This window comes from Amycolatopsis sp. NPDC021455 (assembly GCF_040640995.1).
Lineage (GTDB): Bacteria > Actinomycetota > Actinomycetes > Mycobacteriales > Pseudonocardiaceae > Amycolatopsis.
In genome coordinates this window covers 1-19,296 of record NZ_JBFACT010000024.1, presented here as the reverse complement: position 1 = coordinate 19,296, position 19,296 = coordinate 1, and the positions used below count along the sequence as shown (strand labels likewise).

21 protein-coding genes are annotated in these 19,296 nt (G+C 70.6%); 10 read left to right on the top strand and 11 right to left on the bottom strand.

Features of this window, described 5'->3' with window-relative positions; all coding sequences use genetic code 11:
- Positions 1 to 8: 8 nt before the first annotated feature.
- The 6 genes from AB0G28_RS25255 to AB0G28_RS25230 form a co-directional block, all read right to left on the bottom strand.
- Positions 9 to 944 (bottom strand): hypothetical protein, encoded by a 936-nt coding sequence (locus tag AB0G28_RS25255; RefSeq protein WP_361093592.1) that lies wholly within the window; start codon positions 942 to 944, stop codon positions 9 to 11.
- A complete protein-coding gene (locus AB0G28_RS25250; protein WP_361093589.1) occupies positions 941 to 1,510 on the bottom strand; it encodes a DUF4255 domain-containing protein in 570 nt (189 codons plus the stop codon). The genes AB0G28_RS25255 and AB0G28_RS25250 overlap by 4 nt, the downstream gene beginning before the upstream one ends.
- Complete coding sequence (locus AB0G28_RS25245; RefSeq protein ID WP_361093586.1) at positions 1,507 to 1,860, bottom strand: hypothetical protein; 354 nt, start codon at positions 1,858 to 1,860, stop codon at positions 1,507 to 1,509. Before AB0G28_RS25245 ends, AB0G28_RS25250 begins: the two co-directional genes overlap by 4 nt.
- Before the next feature lie 8 nt (positions 1,861 to 1,868).
- Entirely contained in the window at positions 1,869 to 2,642 is a 774-nt protein-coding gene (locus AB0G28_RS25240) for a hypothetical protein (protein WP_361093583.1), read from the bottom strand.
- A gap of 159 nt (positions 2,643 to 2,801) precedes the next feature.
- A complete protein-coding gene (locus AB0G28_RS25235; protein ID WP_361093580.1) occupies positions 2,802 to 3,458 on the bottom strand; it encodes a response regulator transcription factor in 657 nt (218 codons plus the stop codon).
- Positions 3,459 to 3,659: 201 nt separating this feature from the next.
- Positions 3,660 to 4,553 (bottom strand): SDR family NAD(P)-dependent oxidoreductase, encoded by an 894-nt coding sequence (locus AB0G28_RS25230; protein WP_361093577.1) that lies wholly within the window; start codon positions 4,551 to 4,553, stop codon positions 3,660 to 3,662.
- A gap of 96 nt (positions 4,554 to 4,649) precedes the next feature.
- Here AB0G28_RS25230 and AB0G28_RS25225 point away from each other — a divergent pair, with 96 nt between their 5' ends.
- A complete protein-coding gene (locus tag AB0G28_RS25225) occupies positions 4,650 to 5,315 on the top strand; it encodes a TetR family transcriptional regulator (RefSeq protein ID WP_361093574.1) in 666 nt (221 codons plus the stop codon).
- 167 nt (positions 5,316 to 5,482) lie between these two features.
- Positions 5,483 to 6,844, top strand: coding sequence for an MFS transporter (locus AB0G28_RS25220; RefSeq protein WP_361093571.1), 1,362 nt, complete (start codon positions 5,483 to 5,485; stop codon positions 6,842 to 6,844).
- A gap of 7 nt (positions 6,845 to 6,851) precedes the next feature.
- On the opposite strand, the gene AB0G28_RS25215 is transcribed toward AB0G28_RS25220, so the two are convergent.
- A complete protein-coding gene (locus AB0G28_RS25215; RefSeq protein ID WP_361093568.1) occupies positions 6,852 to 8,057 on the bottom strand; it encodes a cytochrome P450 in 1,206 nt (401 codons plus the stop codon).
- Positions 8,058 to 8,133: 76 nt separating this feature from the next.
- Positions 8,134 to 8,298 carry a hypothetical protein gene (locus AB0G28_RS25210; RefSeq protein ID WP_361093565.1) on the bottom strand — a complete coding sequence of 55 codons (165 nt, stop codon included), beginning with the start codon at positions 8,296 to 8,298 and terminating at the stop codon, positions 8,134 to 8,136.
- On the opposite strand from AB0G28_RS25210, the gene AB0G28_RS25205 reads away from it, so the two are divergent.
- The gene (locus AB0G28_RS25205) at positions 8,285 to 9,613 is read left to right on the top strand and encodes an MFS transporter (protein WP_361093562.1); all 1,329 of its coding nucleotides are present in this window, start codon (positions 8,285 to 8,287) and stop codon (positions 9,611 to 9,613) included. The genes AB0G28_RS25210 and AB0G28_RS25205 overlap by 14 nt on opposite strands.
- A 30-nt stretch (positions 9,614 to 9,643) precedes the next feature.
- Complete coding sequence (locus tag AB0G28_RS25200) at positions 9,644 to 10,378, top strand: dienelactone hydrolase family protein (protein ID WP_361093559.1); 735 nt, start codon at positions 9,644 to 9,646, stop codon at positions 10,376 to 10,378.
- 21 nt (positions 10,379 to 10,399) lie between these two features.
- On the opposite strand, the gene AB0G28_RS25195 is transcribed toward AB0G28_RS25200, so the two are convergent.
- Positions 10,400 to 11,167 (bottom strand): FadR/GntR family transcriptional regulator, encoded by a 768-nt coding sequence (locus AB0G28_RS25195; RefSeq protein WP_361093556.1) that lies wholly within the window; start codon positions 11,165 to 11,167, stop codon positions 10,400 to 10,402.
- A gap of 118 nt (positions 11,168 to 11,285) precedes the next feature.
- On the opposite strand from AB0G28_RS25195, the gene AB0G28_RS25190 reads away from it, so the two are divergent.
- From AB0G28_RS25190 to AB0G28_RS25175, 4 genes are read left to right on the top strand one after another with little or no spacing between them, the layout of a single operon-like run.
- On the top strand, positions 11,286 to 12,554 hold the full coding sequence (locus tag AB0G28_RS25190; protein WP_361093553.1) for an extracellular solute-binding protein: 1,269 nt from the start codon (positions 11,286 to 11,288) through the stop codon (positions 12,552 to 12,554).
- 5 nt (positions 12,555 to 12,559) lie between these two features.
- Positions 12,560 to 13,525: a sugar ABC transporter permease gene (locus AB0G28_RS25185; RefSeq protein ID WP_361093550.1), complete on the top strand. Its 966-nt coding sequence runs from the start codon at positions 12,560 to 12,562 to the stop codon at positions 13,523 to 13,525.
- A complete protein-coding gene (locus tag AB0G28_RS25180) occupies positions 13,525 to 14,352 on the top strand; it encodes a carbohydrate ABC transporter permease (protein ID WP_361093547.1) in 828 nt (275 codons plus the stop codon). The genes AB0G28_RS25185 and AB0G28_RS25180 overlap by 1 nt, the downstream gene beginning before the upstream one ends.
- A 1-nt stretch (position 14,353) precedes the next feature.
- Positions 14,354 to 15,526, top strand: coding sequence for a mandelate racemase/muconate lactonizing enzyme family protein (locus AB0G28_RS25175; RefSeq protein WP_361093544.1), 1,173 nt, complete (start codon positions 14,354 to 14,356; stop codon positions 15,524 to 15,526).
- Here AB0G28_RS25175 and AB0G28_RS25170 read toward each other — a convergent pair.
- Positions 15,516 to 15,866, bottom strand: a complete 351-nt coding sequence (locus tag AB0G28_RS25170; protein ID WP_361093541.1) for a hypothetical protein — start codon at positions 15,864 to 15,866, stop codon at positions 15,516 to 15,518. The two genes, AB0G28_RS25175 and AB0G28_RS25170, sit on opposite strands and share 11 nt — an antisense overlap.
- A 171-nt stretch (positions 15,867 to 16,037) precedes the next feature.
- Between AB0G28_RS25170 and AB0G28_RS25165 the strand changes: the two genes are divergently transcribed.
- A complete protein-coding gene (locus AB0G28_RS25165) occupies positions 16,038 to 17,330 on the top strand; it encodes an MFS transporter (RefSeq protein WP_361093538.1) in 1,293 nt (430 codons plus the stop codon).
- Between the two features lie 31 nt (positions 17,331 to 17,361).
- Here AB0G28_RS25165 and AB0G28_RS25160 read toward each other — a convergent pair whose 3' ends face one another.
- Entirely contained in the window at positions 17,362 to 18,207 is an 846-nt protein-coding gene (locus tag AB0G28_RS25160; RefSeq protein WP_361093535.1) for a helix-turn-helix transcriptional regulator, read from the bottom strand.
- Positions 18,208 to 18,416: 209 nt separating this feature from the next.
- On the opposite strand from AB0G28_RS25160, the gene AB0G28_RS25155 reads away from it, so the two are divergent.
- Complete coding sequence (locus AB0G28_RS25155) at positions 18,417 to 19,166, top strand: M23 family metallopeptidase (RefSeq protein ID WP_361093532.1); 750 nt, start codon at positions 18,417 to 18,419, stop codon at positions 19,164 to 19,166.
- The last annotated feature ends 130 nt before the right edge of the window (positions 19,167 to 19,296 follow it).

Sequence of the window (19,296 nt, the reverse complement as noted above, 5' to 3'; positions counted from 1 at the left end):
CTCCTCATCTAGGGTCTCGGGAACGTGAACTCGGGCACGGTGGTCGTGGTCCTCGGCGTGACGGCCGCGGTCGTCGTGCGGGAGCGGCCGTCCGGCAGGGTCGCGGTGACGGTGACCGAACCGGCCGCCCGGTCCGGCGGGAAGCAGAAGACCCAGGTGCCGTCGGCCCGGACGCCGGCGGTCCCGGGTGCTCCGGACACCGTCACCGCCGCGGTCGTGACGTCGGCGCCGGGCGCGGAGATCCGCCCGCGCAGGGCCGTCTGCGCGAGGGACGTGGTCCCGGCCGGCGTCAATGCGACGCCGCGGAGGACGACTTGCGGCGACCCGGGCGCGGCGATGGTGACGTCGACGGGATCGGCGGCGCCACGCGGGAAGGCCAGCACCCACTCGCCGTCGGCGGCGGTCCGGTACGGGATCGCGCCCGGCGCGCTCACCTCGGCGCCGGCGACCCCCGAGGCGTCGGGCGCCAGGACCGATCCGCGCAGCAGCGCCAGCGCCGGCGGTGCGGCTCCGGTGATGTCGGGGACCGGCGGCACCACGACGTCGGGGAACGGGTAGGTGCAGGCGGGCCGCAGCAGCAGCTCGAACGGCTCGGGCTGGGTGCCGGTCGCCGGGATCCGCACGCCGGTGAACTCGGCGGCCTGGTAGAACGCCGAGGTCACGCGCAGGTCGAACGGGCCCCCGCCGAAGGTCCCTTCGAGCAGGCGACCGCCGGTGGTGCGCAGCCGGCCGTGGCTGATCACGTGGCCCAGGGTGTTGCGGCCGGTGACCAGCTCGGGCGGGTCCGCGTACTCCCGTTCCGCGCCCGGGGTGTGGTCGGCCAGCAGGAACAGCCGGACGGCGCCGATCGGCCGCGGCCGCGTGCCTTCCAGGCCGCGTTCCCGGGCCAGCTGGTCGACCGGGTCGAACACGCGCACCGCGGTCCTGCTCCGGTACTCCCTCATGGCGTCACCCCGGTTCCGGTCCCCGTGGTCACCTCGAGCACCGGGGCGTCGGCGCGCAGCCGCTCGGCGTCGATGCGGACGACCCGCACGAGGTAGCAGACCGAGAGGCGGTAGGGCTCGTCCAGCGCCTCCCAGATCCGGGTGATCTCGTCCAGCGGCAGCCGGCAGAACACGACGCGGATCTCCTCGACGACCGGGTCGGCGGGCCGCGACACGTAGACGCTCGCGTTCTCGTGCAGGGCCTGCAGCACGCGGCCCAGCAGGACCTGGTCGTTCTCGGCGTTGCCGGTGAACGGCGTGACGAGGTAGTGCAGGTCCAGCGCCAGGGACGACACCCGGCCCGGCTCGGGCGCGGGCAGGTTCTTGAGGAACTCGTTCTCGGTGATCCGGTACAGCCACAGCGAGATCCGCTGGTGGGACTGGGCCGCCGTCTCGGTCGGGTTGGCCAGCGAGACGTCGCCCTTGTCCCGGATCAGCCCGCCGAGCACCGGGTCGCCGGCGCAGGCGCGCACGACGAGGTCGCGGAGGACGCCGCTGACCGCGTTGAGCGCCAGGTGCCCGCTCATCGCGCCGCCTCGCGGACGGCTTCGGCGAAGGACCCCGGCGAGAGCGCGGCCAGCGCCGTGCGTTCCGAACGCAGCCGCCAGAGCGCGCCGCGGTCGCCGTCCGACCGGACAGTGAGCACCGACGTCGTCGCGGACGCCCCGAACAGGTCCAGCCGCGAAGTCAGGATCCCGTCGTCGTCGAGCCGCCAGACCACGACGTGGGGACGGCGGCGGCGCACCACCCTGGCGAGCCTGCCGCTGCCCGGCAGGTCACGCACCACGCGGACCTCCGGCAGCGCCGCGAGCGATTCGCGGATGAGCCCGCCCAGCAGTCCCGAGCAGGCCACGAGCACCACCCTCACGGTGGCCATGGCGCGCGTCACCCGGCCTGGACGGCCCAGCGGCGCCGCAGCTCCGCGACCCGGTCGGCGGTCAGCGCGGCCAGGCGCAGGGTCAATTTGTCGACGTCGCCCTGCCGGCTCGCGACGGTCTTGCCCGCGTCCCGCGCGTCCTGCTGGGCGGTGGCGACGGCGTTCCAGTCGGCGATCAGCAGGCCGCGGTACTCGGTGAGCGCCGGCGGGTCGAGTTCGCCGGACGCGCGCAGCAGCTCGCGGTCGATGGCGAACGCGCCGAAGTGGTCGCTGCCGTCGATCGCGGCCTTGAGGTCGGTCTGGAGCTTGGCGAGCGCGTCGACCGGGGGCTTCAGGCTGTCCGGCAACGCGAGCCGCGCGGCGAAGCGCGCACTGGCGTCGGCGAGGGTCTTCGTCTTCGCGGCGGCGTCCTGCTGCGCTTTCCGCAGTTCGGTCTCCGCGGTCTCGAGCTGTTCGGCGACGGTGTCCACTTCCGCCGTGAACTCCCGGACGAGCCGTTCGGCGGCCTCGAGCCGGTCGCCCAGCGACGAGTCGACGCACGACCGCTTCTGCTCCGCGTAGGCCTCGACCGCGGCGATCGCCTTGGGGTGATCGGCTTTCTGGTAGGCCAGATCCGCCTTGACGATGTCGTCCCGGCTCTTGGTGAGCGCCGCGATCGCCTCGGTGAGCGACTTGACGTCCGCGGTGAGGGCATCCGCCTCGGCCGTCTCCTCCGCGGCGTGCTCCCGCAGCGCCTGCAGCACGGTCTCGGGGTCGGCGGGGGTCGTGTCCGGTTCGGCCATCGGTTCGTCTCCTGGCTCGGGTCGGCGTGGACGCGCCCAGTAAGACCGAAGATGCCGGTGCGGCACAATGAATCCGGGGACCGGACCGGTCCGGTCCCCGGCGGGGACGGGGATCCGGATCCCTTGCCCTTACGGGCGTCCCGGACTCGGCGGTGTTCCCTAGATCGCCGCGCGCGCGAAGGCCGCGACGGCGGCACGATTGGTGACACCGAGCTTGTCGAGAATGTTGTGCACGTGGTTCTTCACCGTGCACAGCTCGATCCCCAGCCGGTCCGCGATCTCGCGGTTGACCAGCCCGTTCGCGATCAGCTCGACGATTTCCCGCTCGCGCGCGGTGAGCCGCCGGGTGGGCCGGGCCGCCGGGACGGCCCCGGCCACGGCGGCGACGCGGCGCATCAGGCTCCCGGTGATCCGGGCCGAGCACACGGCTTCCCCGCGCGCCGCGGCGCGCACCGCGCGGACCAGGTCGCCGAGCGAGCTCTCCCGGCCGACGTACCCGGTGATCCCCGCTTCGACGCAGGCGAGCACCCGGTCCTCGGTCTCCTGCAGGCCGAGCGCGACGATCGACGCCCGCGGCGCGACCCGCGACAACGCCCGGGCCACGGACACCGCGTCCGGCAAACCCATGTCCAGCAACACGATGTCCGGTGCGCTCCAGCGGACGGCGGCCAGCCCGTCACCGCCGCCGGCCGCGGTGCGCACCTCGCCGACTTCGGGCAATCCCGCCAATGTCGCGGCCAGTCCGTCACGATAGAACCGGATCCCGGCGATGACGAGCACTTCCAGTGTGACTTGCGGATTCCGGTCGCTATCCACCGCACATCCCCCCTGCCTCCGCCCGATAATCGTACGCAGGAACCGGTTCCCCCGGGCGGCCTCGAACATTCGGCGGCCCCAAGAGGCAGGAAATTCATCCGGTCGGGCGAGGAAAGCGTGCCCGAGGAGGAAGCGGTCGGCCCGGCCGTCACCCGGCGGGAGCAATGGGGCCGGATTTCCCTTGTCCCGCAGGCTTTTCGCCTACACCGGGAATTTCACGCCGGTGAGCTCCTCGGACACCGACCACAGCCGCCGCTGGACGGTCACGTCGTAGGACTGCGGGCTGGACGTGACGACCCGCGGGTACCCCCGTGCTTCGCCCAGCCCGTCCGGGCCGTAGTACTGGCCGCCGAGAACGGCCGCGTCGGTGGCCGCGCGCAGCGTCGGTAGTGCGCCCTGGTCCGGCTTCTGGGAGGTCAGCGGCGCGATCAGGGGATTGAACACCCGGACGACGGCCGGGGAGTTGCGCGTGAGCTCGGTGTCGGACAGGCCGGGGTGCGCGGCGACGGCGATCGTCGTGCCGTGTCCCGCGAGCCGGCGCTGCAGTTCGTAGGTGAACATCAGGTTCGCCAGCTTCGACTGGCCGTACGCCGCGACCCGGCCGTAGGACCGCTCCCACTGCAGGTCGTCGAAGTGGATCGCCGCGCGGATGCGGTGCGCCACGCTGCTGACGGTCACCACGCGCGACCCGGCCACGGGCAGCAGGAGGTCCAGGACCAGCCCGGTGAAGGCGAAGTGGCCGAGGTGGTTGGTGCCGAACTGCAGCTCGAACCCGTCGCGCGTGGTCTGCTTCGGGGTGTACATCACGCCCGCGTTGTTGACCAGCAGGTCGATCCGCGAGTGCGTGCCGCGCAGCGCGTCCGCGGCGGCGCGGACCGAATCCAGCGAGGTCAGGTCCAGCTCCTGCACGCTGACGTCGCCGGCCATGCGCGCGGCGGCCTTCTTGCCCTTCTCGACGTCCCGCACGGCCAGCACCACCGAGGCGCCGTGCTCGGCCAGCGCACGGGCGGTTTCGAAGCCCAGGCCCGTGTTGGCGCCGGTCACCACGGCGACCCGGCCCCGCTGATCCGGGATGTCGCGCTCGGTCCACTTCATGGCGGTCTCCTTAAAGACTGTCGGTCTCTTATGCTTCCGACCGTAAGAGACCTCCGGTCTGCTGTCAAGAGACTGGCGGTTTGTAAACTGTGGCGCATGACATTCCAGCGGGCGCGCAACGAGGAGCAGCGGGAGATCCGGCGTCAGGCCATCCTCGACACGGCCTTGGCGATGCTCGACGAGATGCCGGTCGCCGACGTGAGCCTCAACGAACTGAGCCGGCGGGTCGGGCTGGCCAAGTCGAACGTGCTGCGGTACTTCGAGTCCCGCGAAGCCGTGCTGTTCCAGCTGCTCGAACGCGCCATGGGCGACTGGCTGGCGGAGGTGCCGGACGAGCTGGCCGCGGGCGTCGATCCGAACCTGCCGGCGCGCGAACGCGGCGACCGGGTCGCCGCCGTGCTCAGCGCGTCCCTCGCCCGCCAGACGGTGCTGCTCGATCTCGTCAACGCCCAGACCAACGTGCTGGAGCACAACGTGTCGGTCGACGTCGTGGTGCGGCACAAGCGGTCCGCGCTCGCCGACCTCACGACCGCGGACGGCCTCCTCCGCCGGTACCTGCCGGAACTCGGCGACGGCGCCCGGAGCCTGGCCATGCTGACGCTGATCCTGGCCGGCACCCTCTCGGCCTACTGCCGGCCCTCCCCCAGCGCGCTGGCCGCCTACGAAGCCGACCCGGCCGTGGCCGCGCTCCGCCTGGACCTGCGCACCACGCTCGAGAACGCCGTCGCCACCCTGATCGCGGGCACCATGGCGCGGTCTTAGCCGCGATCCGAATTGTCAATCAGGCCATGACGAAATCCCCGGCTCGCCATCGCGGGCCGGCGCGGGGGCTGCCTTGATCCCCTGTGCGGCGTTGTGTTAAACACTCGCTCAGCAATGTCAGGCACGTCACATTACCGCTCCGCGGTATCGCCAGAAGGAACTTTGTCATGAAACCGATCGAACATGCCGAGGTTCCCGCCGAGGCCGGTAACCGGGTGCTGGGCAAGGTCGCCATTCGGATCATGCCGTTCCTGGCGCTGCTCTACTTCGTCAACTACCTCGACCGCGTCAACATCGGCTTCGCGGGCCCCAACGGGATGAACAAGGACCTGGGCCTCACCGCGACCGCGTTCGGGTTCGCCTCCGGCATCTTCTTCCTCGGCTACCTGATCCTCGAAGTACCGAGCAACCTGGCGCTGCACCGGTTCGGCGCGCGCCGCTGGATCGCCCGGATCATGATCACGTGGGGCGTGGTGGCCACCGTGATGGCCTTCGTGCCCAACCCGGCCACCCTGGTCATCCTGCGGTTCCTGCTCGGCGTGGCGGAAGCCGGGTTCTTCCCCGGGATCATCCTCTACCTGACGTACTGGTTCCCGGCGGCGCAGCGGGCGAAGGCGGTCGCGCTGTTCATGACGGCGATCCCGGTGTCCTCGGCGCTCGGCTCCACGCTGTCCAGCCTGCTCATCGTCAACGGCCACGGCGTCTTCGGGCTGGCCGGCTGGCGGTTCATGTTCCTGATCGAAGGCATTCCGGCGATCCTGCTCGCGTTCGTCACCTGGTTCTACCTCACCGACCGGCCGGAAAAGGCGAACTGGCTGACCGACGACGAGCGGAACTGGCTGGTCACCGAACTGGACCGGGAACGGCAGGCGAAGGAGACCGAGCACCACTGGCCGCTGCGGAAAGCTCTCACGCACCCGCGGATCCTCGGGCTGGCGTTCGTCTATTTCGCGATCGCCTACGGCCTCTACGCGCTGGGTTTCTTCCTCCCGACCATCGTCGCCGGGTTCGGCCAGCAGTTCGGCACCAAGCTTTCGGTGCTCCAGGCCGGGCTGGTCATCGCGGTGCCGTACGCGGTCGCCGCGGTGGTCATGGTGATCTGGGCGCGCCACGGCGACCGGACCCGCGAGCGGACGTGGCACGTCGCACTGCCGATGCTGCTCGGCGGCATCGCCATCCCCATCGCGCTCTACCTCGGCAACCCGTATGCCGCGATGGCCGCGGTCACCGTCTGCGCGGTGGGCGTCTGCTCGGCGCTGCCGACGTTCTGGGCGCTGCCGTCGAGCTTCCTGGCCGGCTCGGCCGCGGCCGGCGGGATCGCGCTGATCAACTCCCTGGGCAACGTCAGCGGGTTCGCCGCGCCCTACATCACCGGCTGGCTGCGCGACCTGACCGGCAGCCAGCGGACGGGCCTCTGGGTGGTCGGCGCTTGCATGGTCGCCGGCGCCGTGCTGGCGATCGCGTTGGGGGCCAAGCCGAAGTCCCGGGAACCGAGCGCGGTGACGGCCGAGTCCCCCGCCGCGGACTGAACCGGGCTCACCAGGCGACCGGCAGTTTCCGGACGCCGCGGATCAGGCGGTCGGCCGACCATTCGACGTCCGTGGCGGGCACCGCGAGGCGCAGGCTCGGGAGCCGTCGGACCAGCGTCTCGAGCACCACGCACAATTCCAGCCTGGCCAGGGGCGCACCGACACAACGGTGCACGCCGAAGCCGAACGCGAGGTGGTGGTTGGCCTTCCGGCCGAAGTCGATTTCCCCGGCGTGCGGAAACACCTGCTCGTCACGGTTCGCCGAATCCAGCTGCACCAGGACGGCGTCCCCGGCACGGATCTCGCGGCCGCCGATTTCGAGGTCCTCGGTGGCGATCCGGGCCAGGTCCGTGACCGTCACCAGCGGCACGAACCGCAGCAGCTCCTCGACCGCGGCCGGGACGAGCCCGGGATCACCGGCCAGCGCGTCCCATTGGCGCGGCTGGGACAGCAGCTGGTAGACGAAGCTGCCGATCTGGTTGGCGGTGGTTTCGTGGCCGCCGGTCAGCAGGGCGATGCCGAGCATCAGCAGTTCGTTGTCGCCGAGCCGATCGCCTTCGTCGCGGGCGGCCACCAGTGCCGTCAGCAGGTCGTCCCCCGGTTCGGCCTTCCGCTGGGCGATCAGGGTCGTCAGGCCGCCGACCAGCTGGTCGCGCGCGTCCTTGACGTCCGCGGGGGTGACGTCCTTACCCACGGCCACGATCGTCTCGGTGCACCGGCGGATCACCCCGCGATCGGCGAGCGGAACGCCGAGCAGCTCGCAGATCACCTGCACCGGCAGCTCCCACGCCACCGCCGCGGCGAAGTCGGCGGGCGGACCGGCCTCGATCATCGTGTCCAGCAGGCCGTCGACGATCTCCTGGACACGGGGCCGCAGCCGGTCGACCCGGCGGACGGTGAAGGCCTTCGCGACGAGCGACCGGATCCGGCTGTGGTCCGGCGGGTCCATGCACAGCAGGTTGCCGACCGGCTCGAAGCCGGGCCGCGCCCGCGGGACGTCGGCGCCGGCCGCCGCCGCGCGGGAGAAGCGCGGGTCGGAAAGCACGAACCGCACCTGTTCGTACCGGGTCACCAGCCAGGCATCGCCGCCGTAGGGCATCGTGATCCGGACCGGTGCTTCGCTCCGCCGCAAATCTTCGAAACGGGCGTGCGGCTCCAACGCCACCGGTGCTCCGAACGGGTACGGGAGAGGCTCACGCGCGGCCGTGTCCATCAGCGCTCCTGTTCGCTCCGGTTTTGCCTCACCGTGGCATCGACGACGGCCCGGCGCAGCCGGGTGCAGCCGGAAATCAGCCGATCAGCGCACCGGAATCGGCAAAAGCAGGCAGGCCGGGGCCCTCGCCGCAGATCGTTTCGCCGAGGCTTTGACGGCCGTCAACCGGGAATATAACTTTGAGCGGCACGGACTCCCACTGGCGCGAAGCCCAGCCAGGAGGCTCAATGTCGAGCAGCACTTCCGGCCACACCGACACTTCCGGCACCTCCGAAGCCCGCCGCGTGGCTTTCGCGGGAGCGGTCGGCACGACCATCGAGTGGTACGACTTCTTCATCTACGGCACGGCGGCGGCCCTGGTGTTCGGCCCGCAGTTCTTCCCGCAGGCCTCCGAGCTCGCCGGCACGCTCGCCTCCTTCGCGACGTTCGCGATCGGGTTCGCGGCCCGGCCGCTCGGCGGAATCGTGATGGGCCATTTCGGGGACCGCATCGGCCGCAAATCGATGCTCGTGTGGTCGCTGATGCTGATGGGCTGCAGTACGTTCCTCATCGGCGTCCTGCCGACGTACGCCCAGATCGGCGTGTGGGCCCCCATCCTGCTCGTCATCCTGCGGTGTGTGCAGGGGTTCGGGCTGGGTGGCGAGTGGGGCGGGGCCGTGCTGATGGCGGTCGAGCACGCACCCGAACGCCGTCGCGGCTTCTTCGGCGGTTTCGTGGCTCTCGGCCTGCCCACCGGCATCGTCCTGTCGAACCTGGTCTTCCTGGTGGTCTCCGGGGCGACCAGCAAGGCGCAGTTCGCCGACTGGGCCTGGCGGATCCCCTTCCTCGCGAGCGCGGTGCTGGTCGGGGTGGGCCTGTTCGTCCGGCTGCGCATCGCGGAGAGCCCGCTGTTCCGCGCCGCGCTGGCCACCGAACGCCGGCGCCGCCGGGCCCCGCTGGTCGACGTGCTCCGCAGCCACCCGCGCACGATCCTGCTCGCGGCGGGAACGTACCTGGGCATCGGCGGCCTGGGGTACCTGGTGATCGTCTACTTCGTTTCCTACGCGAACAAGCAGCTCCACGTGCCCACCACGACGGTCCTCACCCTGCTGATCATCGCGTCGGTCGCCTTCGCCGCCACGGTCGTGCTGTTCGCCCGGTGGTCGGACCGGTGGGGCCGGCGGCGGGTGATGACCCTCGGCTGCGCCGCCCTGGTCGTGTGGGCCGCGGTGTTCCTGCCGCTGGCGGACACGGCGTCGGTCCCGCTGATCCTGGTCGACCTGGTGGTGATGCTCGTCCTGCAGGCGGCCTACATCGGGCCGCAGCCGGCGTTCTTCGCGGAGCTGTTCCCCACGGAGATCCGCTACAGCGGAGCTTCGTTGAGTCTGCAGCTGGGCACCATCCTCGGCGGCGCGGTGTTCCCCCTGGTCGCCACCGCGCTGTACGGCGCGACCGGCTCGTCGTGGTCGGTGACGGCCTACGCCGTGGTCATCGCGCTGATCACCTTCGGCTGCCAGCTCGGCCTGTCGGAGACCTACGAGCGCGGCCTGCACTCGTCCGTCGCCCCGGCCGGCTAATCGACCGATGGCCTGTGCTATGAGAACTCCATGCCCACCGAGACACTGCAGATCCCCACCGCGGACGGCCAGGCCGACGCCTTCGCCGCCTACCCCGGCCAGGACGGGCCGCACCCCGGGGTGCTGATGTACCCGGACGGCTTCGGCATCCGGCCCGTGCTGCGGGAGATGGCCCTCGAACTGGCCGGTCACGGGTACTACGTGCTCGTCCCCAACATCTTCTACCGGCACGGCCCGGCACCGGTGATCGACCTTCCCGAGCACATCGGCGAAGACGCCAGGCCCGCGATCTTCGCCCGGCTCATGCCCTTGATCGAGGAACACATCACCGAACGCGTCCTGCGCGATGCCGACGCCTACCTGGAGTTCCTCACCAGCCGGCCCGAGGTCGGCGCCGGACCGATCGCGGTGACCGGCTACTGCATCGGCGGTCTCCTGGCGACCCGCACCGCGGCAGCCCACCCCGGCCGGGTGGCGGCCCTCGCCGCGTTCCACGCTCCGGTGAGCGCCGCCGGACCCGAAACCCTGCACCGGCTCACCGCCCGCGTCCACTTCGGCCACGCCGAAACCGACCTGACACCCGAGGCGCTCGGCGAACTCAACCGGACCCTGGACGCCGCGGGGGTCGGCTACACCTCCGAGATCTATCCCGGCACCGTCCACGGCTTCACCATGTCCGACACCGACGCCTTCGACCCCGCTGCCCTGCGGCTGCACTGGGACCGCCTGCTCCCCCTCCTCGACCACGCCCTGGCCGGCGGCTGAGACACTTTGAGCCCGGCCGGCTCAGCGGTCCAGGCGGCCGGGATCGACGGATCCCCCACGGCGCAGCAGCCACGCCTCGGTGATGTGGGTGGACATGGCCTCGGCGGCGCCGTCGGGGTCGTGCGCCGCGATCCGCTCGTAGACGCGGCGGTGTCCCCGGTTGGACGCCTCGCACCCCGCGCGCTCGCTGCGGCCCGTGTAGCGGGCGGTGTTGCCGACCTGGCTTTCCAGTGCCCGCACGACGCCGCGGGCGATGCGGTTGCCCGAGCATTGCATGATCGTGTCGTGGAAGGCCAGGTCCTGGTCGCGATAGGCCAGGACGTCGTCCACGAGCTCGTCCATGCGGTCCACCAGGGCACCGAGCCGGTCGATCGTGTCCTGGCCGGCGGTGCGGGCGGCGACGTAGGCCATGTCCGCTTCGAGCAGCCTGCGGGTGACCACCACGTCGTCGAGGACGGTCAGGGTGTCGTCCTCCGCGACGACGGCGCCCAGGACGAGCTCGTCGAGCATGTTCCACATCGACGGCGGCGTCACCACCGTGCCCGCGCCCTGGCGCACCTGGACCAGGCCTTTCTCCTGGAGGACCTTCACGGCTTCGCGGACGACGGTCCGGCTCACCGAGAACGCCTCGCACAGCGCGGGCTCGGCCGGCAGCGACGTCCCGGGCCGGTGCACCCCGCGCACGATGCGGTCCACGAGCTCGGCCGTGACCGCACTCGCGAGGTTCGCCGGCCGCCGCACCCACGCCGGAGGGCCCGGCGCGGTCGTCTCCTGGCCTGAAGCCGTCATCTGTCCTCCGGTGGCGCGCACGTTCTCCCCGCCGAGTGTACGGCACGAAGAGCGTTGACGTCACACGTCATACGACTTATGTTTACGCCACTCACCCCGTCTGAAGAAGTGAGCAGCAATGAAGCAGCGCACACTTTGGTCCGCCGCCCTGGTCGCGAGCCTGGCGTTGACCGCCGGATGCGGCAGCGCCGCCGGGCCGGGTTCGCCGTCCGGCAGCCCCGGCGACAAGCTCGTGGTCTGGGATTGGAAGTCCGGCGACGCGAAGGCGGCCGGCTACGTCGCGAAGGCGAAGGCCGACTTCGCCAAGAAACATCCCGGTGTGAACGTCGAGTTCGTGGCCCAGCCCTACGACCAGTACTACACCCTCCTCGGCGCGGCGATCCAAGCGGGCAAGGGCCCCGACGTCATCCTCTTCAACGGCGGCGGGCAGCTGCGCGACCGCGCCGACGCGCTCACCCCGCTGGACTCCTACGTCGCCGACGACAAGGGACGGCTGGCCGGCTGGGACGCGTTCACCAAGGCCGGCAAGATCTACGCGGAACCGGTCACCCTGCAGGGCCATCCCTTCTACTACAACAAGGCGCTCTACGAAAAGGCCGGCCTGAACCCGGAGGCGCCGGCCAAGACGTGGGACGAGTTCGTCAAGAACTGCGGCGTCATCACCCAGAAGACCGGCGCGAAGTGCTTCGCGCTGGGCAACAAGGAGGGTGACGGCATCCAGTTCTTCCTGTCCGCCATGGGATCGGCGATCCTGACGCCGCAGGAGTACGACGGCTGGATCGCCGGGAAACGCGACTGGTCGTCGCCCGACGTCAAGCGGATCTTCGAGCTGTGGAAGCAGGTCAACGACGCCGGCCTGAACAACGACGGGCCCAACTCCACCGCGATGTTCAACGACTCGTTCGCGCTCTTCCAGTCCGGCAAGGCGGCCGACGTCATCGGCCTGATGTCCGACGTCGGGCACTGGAAGGACTTCGCCGAGTTCCTCGGCGCGGACAAGGTCGGCGTCATGGAACCGCCCGCGGTCAACCCCGCGGCGGCCCCGACCCTGCCCTACGACGGCGGCATCGGGTACGGCGTCGCGAAGTGGACCAAGGACCCGAAGCCGGCCGCCGACCTGGTGCGGTCGCTGACGTCGACCGACGCGCTGAAGGCCTTCTACGAGGACGGCGGCGCGATCGCCTCCGACACCACGATCGACGTCAGCCAGGGCGGCCCGGCGGTCAAGACGATCCTTTCGGAGGTCAAGACCGGCAAGCCCGCCCTCCACGTCGCGCTGTCCTCCAAGACGCTCGACCTGATGGGCCGGCTCTCCCAGCAGCTGCTCAGCGGCTCGGTCTCCGTCGACGACGCGGTCCGGCAGCTGGCCGCCTCCGACAAGGGCTGATCGGCGTGGCCGGACATTCCCTGTCCCCGGCCGGCCCGGCCACCGCCGGGCCGGCCGAGGGGCCCGCCATCCCACCGTCCGGGCCGTCGCGGCGGCGCACCCGCCGCGGGTCGGGGGCCGAGCGCCTCGCGCCGCTGGTCCTGCTGGCCCCGGCGGTGCTGGTCATCGTCGCGCTGCGGCTGTGGCCGCTGCTGCTCGGCGTCAACTTCTCCTTCACCGGCGACGGCGACCGCAACGGCACGCCGGTCGGCTTCGACAACTACCTGGCGCTGTTCGGCGATCCCCTGTTCCGCACCGCGCTGCGCAACGTCGGCCTGCTCGTGCTGCTGCTCCCGGTGGCGGTGGCCATTCCGGGCCTGCTCGCCACGTTCATCTACCTCAAGGTGCCGGGGCACCGGCTCTACCGCGGCGTCTACTTCTTCCCCGCGGTGCTCTCCCCCGTCATCGTCGGGGCGATCTTCAACCTGCTGCTCGCCTTCGACGGGCCGCTCAACACGCTCCTCGGCACCGTCGGCCTCGGGCCGGTGGACTGGCTCGGCAATCCCGGCGTGGCGATCTTCGCGGTCGTCGGGGTGCACGTCTGGGCGACGTTCGGCATGGCGCTGGTCGTGTTCCTGGCGGGCTTTTCGACCCTCGACGCGTCCCTTTTGGACGCGGCCAAAGTGGACGGTGCCTCCCTGCCGCAGACCATCCGGCACGTGATCGTCCCCAGCCTGTCGCGCACCATCCAGTTCGTCTTCGTCACCACGATGATCGGCATGCTGACGTCGATGTTCGGCCTGCTGTACGTGATGACCAGCGGCGGGCCGTCGGGGTCGACGTACCTGCCCGAGTACTACATCTGGATCCAGCAGGGGCAGATGAACCGGCCCGCGCTCGCCTCGGCGGCGTCGACCGTGCTGTTCCTGATCATGCTCGTGGTGGGACTGGCCCAGATCGGCATCCTGCGACGCGCGGCCAAGGAGGACTGATGTCCGGTACCCGGTTGACGAAGTGGGTGGTCGCGGTCCCGATGGCCGTCCTCGCGCTGGCCACCCTCTACCCCCTGGTGTTCACCGCCAACGTCGCCATGAAGACGCGCCGCGAGTACATCCTCGACCGGTTCTCCCTGACCGGTTCCCTGCGCTGGGACAACATCGTCAAGGCGTGGACGAGCGTCGGGATGTCCCGGTACTTCCTGAACTCGGTGATCGTCGTGGTGTGCTCGGTCGTGCTGCTCCTGCTGCTCGGGTCGATGGCCGGCTTCGCGCTCGGCCGGCTGCGCTTCCGCGGTTCCCGCGCGCTCTTCCTGGGCATCCTCGCCGCGCTGTTCATCCCGTTCCAGGTGATCATGGTTCCGCTGGCGCGGATCATGGCGGACGCCGGCCTCATCGACACCTATCCCGGGCTGGTCCTCGTCTACGTGGCCCAGTTCCTGCCGTTCACGATCTTCCTCATGACCAGCTACTACTCGACCGTGCCGGCGGAGATCGTCGACGCCGCGCGCATCGACGGGAACAGCGTGTACGGGGTCTACTGGCGGATCATGCTGCCGATGGGCGCGCCGGCGCTGCTGTCGGTCGGCGTGCTCAACGCCCTCTTCTGCTGGAACGACGTGCTCATCGCGCTGCTGATGATGCCCTCGGCCGAACACCGCACGCTGATGGTCGGCGTCACTTCGCTGCGCGGGCAGTACTCCGACGACATCCCGACGTTCGCCTCCGGCGTGCTGATCGCCGCGATCCCCGTCCTGGTCGTCTACCTCTTCCTGCAACGCCAGATCGCCGACGGCGTCACCGCCGGATCCACGAAGGGCTGACATGCGCATCGCTGGTTACCGGACCCTCACCACGGTCCAGGACTGGGGCCGCCCGATCGGCGACGCGAACGGCGTGTACACCGACGGTCTCGTCCGGGTGCCGATCGTCGTCGTCGAGACCGACGAAGGCATCACCGGCGTCGGGCTCGGACCGCACGTCGAGATCGACGGCGTCTTCGCCGCCATCGAAGGCGAGGACCCGCGCGGCGTCACCGCCCTCTACGACCGGATGCTGCGCCGGACGTTCAAGGCGGGCCACGCGGGCGCGGTCTTCGGCACCATCGGCGCCCTCGACACGGCGCTGTGGGACATCAAGGCCCAGGCGGCGGGAGAACCGCTGTGGCGGCTGCTCGGCGGCCGTGACCGCCGCGTGCCCGCCTACGCGTCCGGTTTGGACATCGCGCTGGGCGACGACGAACTCGTGGCGCTGTACCAGGTTTACGCCGACCGCGGGCTGCGGGCGGCGAAACTCAAGGGCGGCCTCGACGTCGACCGCGACCGGCACCGGCTGACGCTGGTCCGCGACGTCCTGACCGAGGCCGGCCACGGCGCGCGGCCGAGCCTGATGCTCGACGCCAACGAGACCTGGACGCGCAAGCAGGCGGTCCGCCACGTCGCCGAGCTCGAGCGGACGCTCGACCTGACCTGGGTCGAAGAGCCGGTCCGGCGCTGGGACGTGGAGGGGCACGCGGCGGTCGGCCGGGGTGTGCGCGCGGCGGTCGCCACCGGCGAGAACCTCACCGGGCTCGAACAGCACCGCCCGCTCGTCACGGCGGGCGCGGTCGACATCGTCCAGACGGCCGGGGGCTGGGGTGTCACCCACTTCCTGCGCGTGGCCGCGTTCGCCCACGCCCACGACCTGCCGGTCAGCCCCATCGGCACGTCACCGATCGGCCTGCTCCACGCGGCGACGGCGGTGCCCAACCACCTGGTCACCGAGCTGCAGGACCTGACGCCACCGCAGGGCGTCTCGTTCGCCCACCACGTCGAGGACGGCGCATTTGTCCTCGCCGAGCAGCCCGGCCTGGGCATCCGCCTCGACGAGGAGACGATCGCCGCCGCCGGCCACCGGCTGCCGGACTCCCGGTCCGGCGGTTCCCACATCCGGCCCGAGCGCGCCGGGCACCGCCTGCACCCGGACGGCGCCTACCCCGGCCCCGTGCTCAACGTCTGACCCGGAGGAGAACCCGCCGTCGGTCGAGCGGATGCTGCGCGAAGCGCGGCTTGGCGGTCACGAGGGAAACCACCGCCAGCGCGGTGTTGAGCGCGGAAATCGCGACGGTGAACTTCGCGGCCTTGCCGTGGAGTTCGCCACGCGCGCCGGCGTAGGCGGCGGCCGCGGTGTCCGTCGCGTGGATCAGGACGGCCTGGCGCAGAACACGCGGAGCCGACGCGTCGTCCGCCTTCAGCAGCAGCAGATCCGCCCCGAGGACCAGCGTGCGGATCCCGAACATGCGGGCGGGATAGCCGAACCGCTTGTCCTCCCCCAGCTCACCGCCCAGGCTTTCCGCCATCCTGGCGGGCGCGAACAGCCCGAGCGCGCCGTTGAAGATCCGGACGCAAGCCAGCGTTTCCGCGCGAGGACACCTAATTCCATCCGCCCACCTTCTCCCGGCCTCCCGGCGTCGTCAACTCGGCGCGGCCGGGACCTGACGAGCCCCGGACCGATCGCCTACGGTGTCGGAATGAGGGGCGGCCGGCTGGACGAACGGACGGGGGCAGGCGTTCTCGCGGTGGGAATCGTTTCCCTCGAGTTCGCCGCCGCGGTGACCAATTTCGTCGCTTCCACGCTCCTGCCCGTCATCTCCGCCGATCTGGACGCGCGCGCCGGCCTGGCCCTCCTGATCGCCGGGTCGACGCTCGGGTTGTTCGTGGCGCTGCCGCTCGCGAGCCGCGTTCTCCGCCTGCTCGGCACCAATGGCACCCTCGGGACGGGAATCGTCGTCTACATCGGCGGGCTCGTCCTGTCCGCCACCGCGCGAACGGCGTGGGTGTTCGCCCTGGGGCAGTTCGCGAACGGGCTCGCCGGCGGGCTCCTGGCGGTGTTCGGCATCGGTTCCGCGATCCGGCACCTCGACGAGCGGCTGCGCCTGCGCGTGGTGGCGGCGTCGTCGGCGATGTGGATCCTGCCCGCCCTCGCCGGCCCGGCCGCCACGCTGGGCCTGGAGCACCTCGTGGGCTGGCGGTGGACGCTGCTCGTCCCGGTGCCGTTCGTGTTCTTCGGACGCCTGCTCGTGGTCCGCGCGGTCCGCGGAGACCCGCCGGACGAGTCCGGACCCCGTCCGCTGGCGCGGACGCTGTTGATTCCCCTGGGTGCCGCGGGGGTGGTGCTGAGCACGGGGTGGTGGCCGCTCGCGATCGCCGGCGCGGTCGTCGCGCTGGCGGGAATGCTCACGATCCTGCCCGCGGGAACCGCGCGTTTCCGGCGGGGCACCCCGGCGGCCCTCGCCGTGATGGTGTTGTTCGCGGTCGGCTACTTCGGCGCGGACAGCTTGATCACCGTGCTGCTGACGGCCGGCCTGCGGATGAGCCTCGGGCAGGCGGCGATCGTCCTGAGCGCCGCCCCGCTGGCCTGGGGCGTGACGAGCCTGCTCGCCGCCCGGTTCACCTCCGGGCGCTTTCCCGCCGCCGGGCTGGGCCTGGCCGCGCTGGGCACGGCCGTGCTCGCCGCCGGGCTGGTGGTCGCCATCCCGTTCGCGGCGACGGCCGCCGCCTGGGCCGTCGGCGGCGTCGGAGTCGGACTGGCGTATCCGGTGTACATCAGGGGGACGACCGTGGGCACGAGCGGTTTCACCGCGGCGGAACTCGCCACCGCGGTCATCACGGCCGAATGCACCGGGCAGCTGCTGGGCCGCGCGATCGGCGGCACCCTCAGCTCGACCGGCGGGTCCGCGGGGCTGCTGGCGTCCTACGCGTTGTTCGCGATCGTGCTGACGGCCGCGGCGGGGACAGCGCGCCGCACGGCGATCACCGGCTAGGCAACCCAAGGACGCGACCGGCCGGCCCAAGCTACTGCTGGCATCGAGTCAGTTCTTTGCCACCGCGATCACCTTCCACGATGTACACCTCGGAGATGAAACCGAACCGTCCGTCCGGCAATACGACCTTGTACCACAGCGCGGAGTCCGCCTTGTGCGGGTTGCTCTTCGACTCCGGCGAGTTCACGTTGTAGTTGACCATCTCCGGGCCAGTCGTATGACAAACGGCGACGAGCATGGCCCCGCTCGCCATGTCGGTTCCATCGACTTTGAAGCCGGATTTGGCGCAGTACGGCACGGCCTTCTGGCACAAATAAGACGGCGTGGAGTCTTCCAGGAGCTTGTCGGCGCCGAGGGCCACCTTGTTCTGAACGGTGATCACAGCCGCCCGCGAAGGGTCGGACGCGGCCGGCGCGACTACTGGCGACCAACCGTCGGCGTTGCCGACGACGACCAGGGTCGCTGCGGCACCGAGTAAGGCCGCGACACCAGCTGTGACGACGAATGGCGCAAGACGCATCACGAGAGAGCGACGTTCCGGCCGCGGCTGCCCGTCGCCGGATGTGACTTGGTCCCCGCCGGTAGCGGTCACGGACGAGCCGAGGACGGGGTTCTCCGGCATCGGCGGGTTCGTCCGGTCTGATGTGATCGGCCGCAGTTCGTCGCGCGCACGTTCCCATTTGATACGCCATTCGTGAACGTCTCCGTCGCATGCGGTCACGAACGCGGCCACGGTCTCCCAGGTCGGCAGATGGTCGCCGCCTGCCGCCTCGGCAAGCGCCGTCCGCGACCTGCCAGTCCGGCGCGACATGCTCAGATACTTGGGATCCCCGGCATCGACGCGCAGCTTGCGGAGCTCCGCGGCGAAGCGCTGCACCGGGCCGGCGTTGGGATCGAGTGGTCGTTCCGGCCGCCCTACCACGGTGATCTCCCCAAAATGAGTTGTCCGCCATTGTCCGTCGCTGGTGCATACACCGTCGCCGACACCGATCGAGGCGTTACGCGGCTAGGACTGCTTAGACGCGCGAAGCGGCAACAGACCGACGAGCGCGTTCTGTCCCGTCGTCCGGATCCCTGGAGCAAATCTTGAAACCGAAACTCTGCTCACGGCACGCGATCGCCCCGCCGGCTGCCCACCGCACAGCCGTCCGAGCGGCTCTGGCTGCCGCTCTGACGCTGATCGCAACCCTCGCCTTGGCCACCACGAGCGCCTCGGCGAGTACCCCCGATCCAGCGGTGTGGGTCGGCTCGCCAGTGAACGGCACGTGGCCGAACACCTCAGGATGCTCGGGAGCCGGCTACCCGAGCGATGCCTGCTCACTGCCGACGGTGCACCACATCGTGTACTCGTCGTCGTTCGATTGGGGCACGACCGTCAACGACTGGGCCGCCGACGACCAGGGCGTTTCCGCCGGGCAACGCGTGATGTTGTACGCGGCGCCGGTCAACAGCGGCTACAGCGTATCGGCGCACGTCGACGCCGTGGGTCCGGCATGCGCGTCCGGCCGCGTCGCCGATGGCGGCTATCGCGTCACTGTCGGCGTTTACGCCGGGTCGACCAAGATCGGCACCGTCACGTACGGCCACGTCAACCCGTCCGTGTCGGCTGGGCAATGGATCAATCGCTGGGGAACCCAGATCGGCACCGTAGGCAGCTACAACTGGACGTCGTGCTGGCAAGGTGCCCACGTGCACCTCGAGATGGCGAACCGGCACAACTACAGCTGTTTCAGCAACATCTTCGTGCGCTACCCGGGCGCGCAGCTGTCCGAGACCAACTTCCAGGGCTATCTGGGTGGCAGCTACGCCACCGCGCCACGCCGCGCATGTCCGTAGCTGACACCAGCCTGCTCGGCGATCGCACGGCTGCGGCCGGGGGGTCGCCGCGCGCGCGGCACGCACAAAAAAAAAAAAACAAAAATGAAGAATTTTTTGTTGGGGGGGAGAAATATGAGACATGTAATTG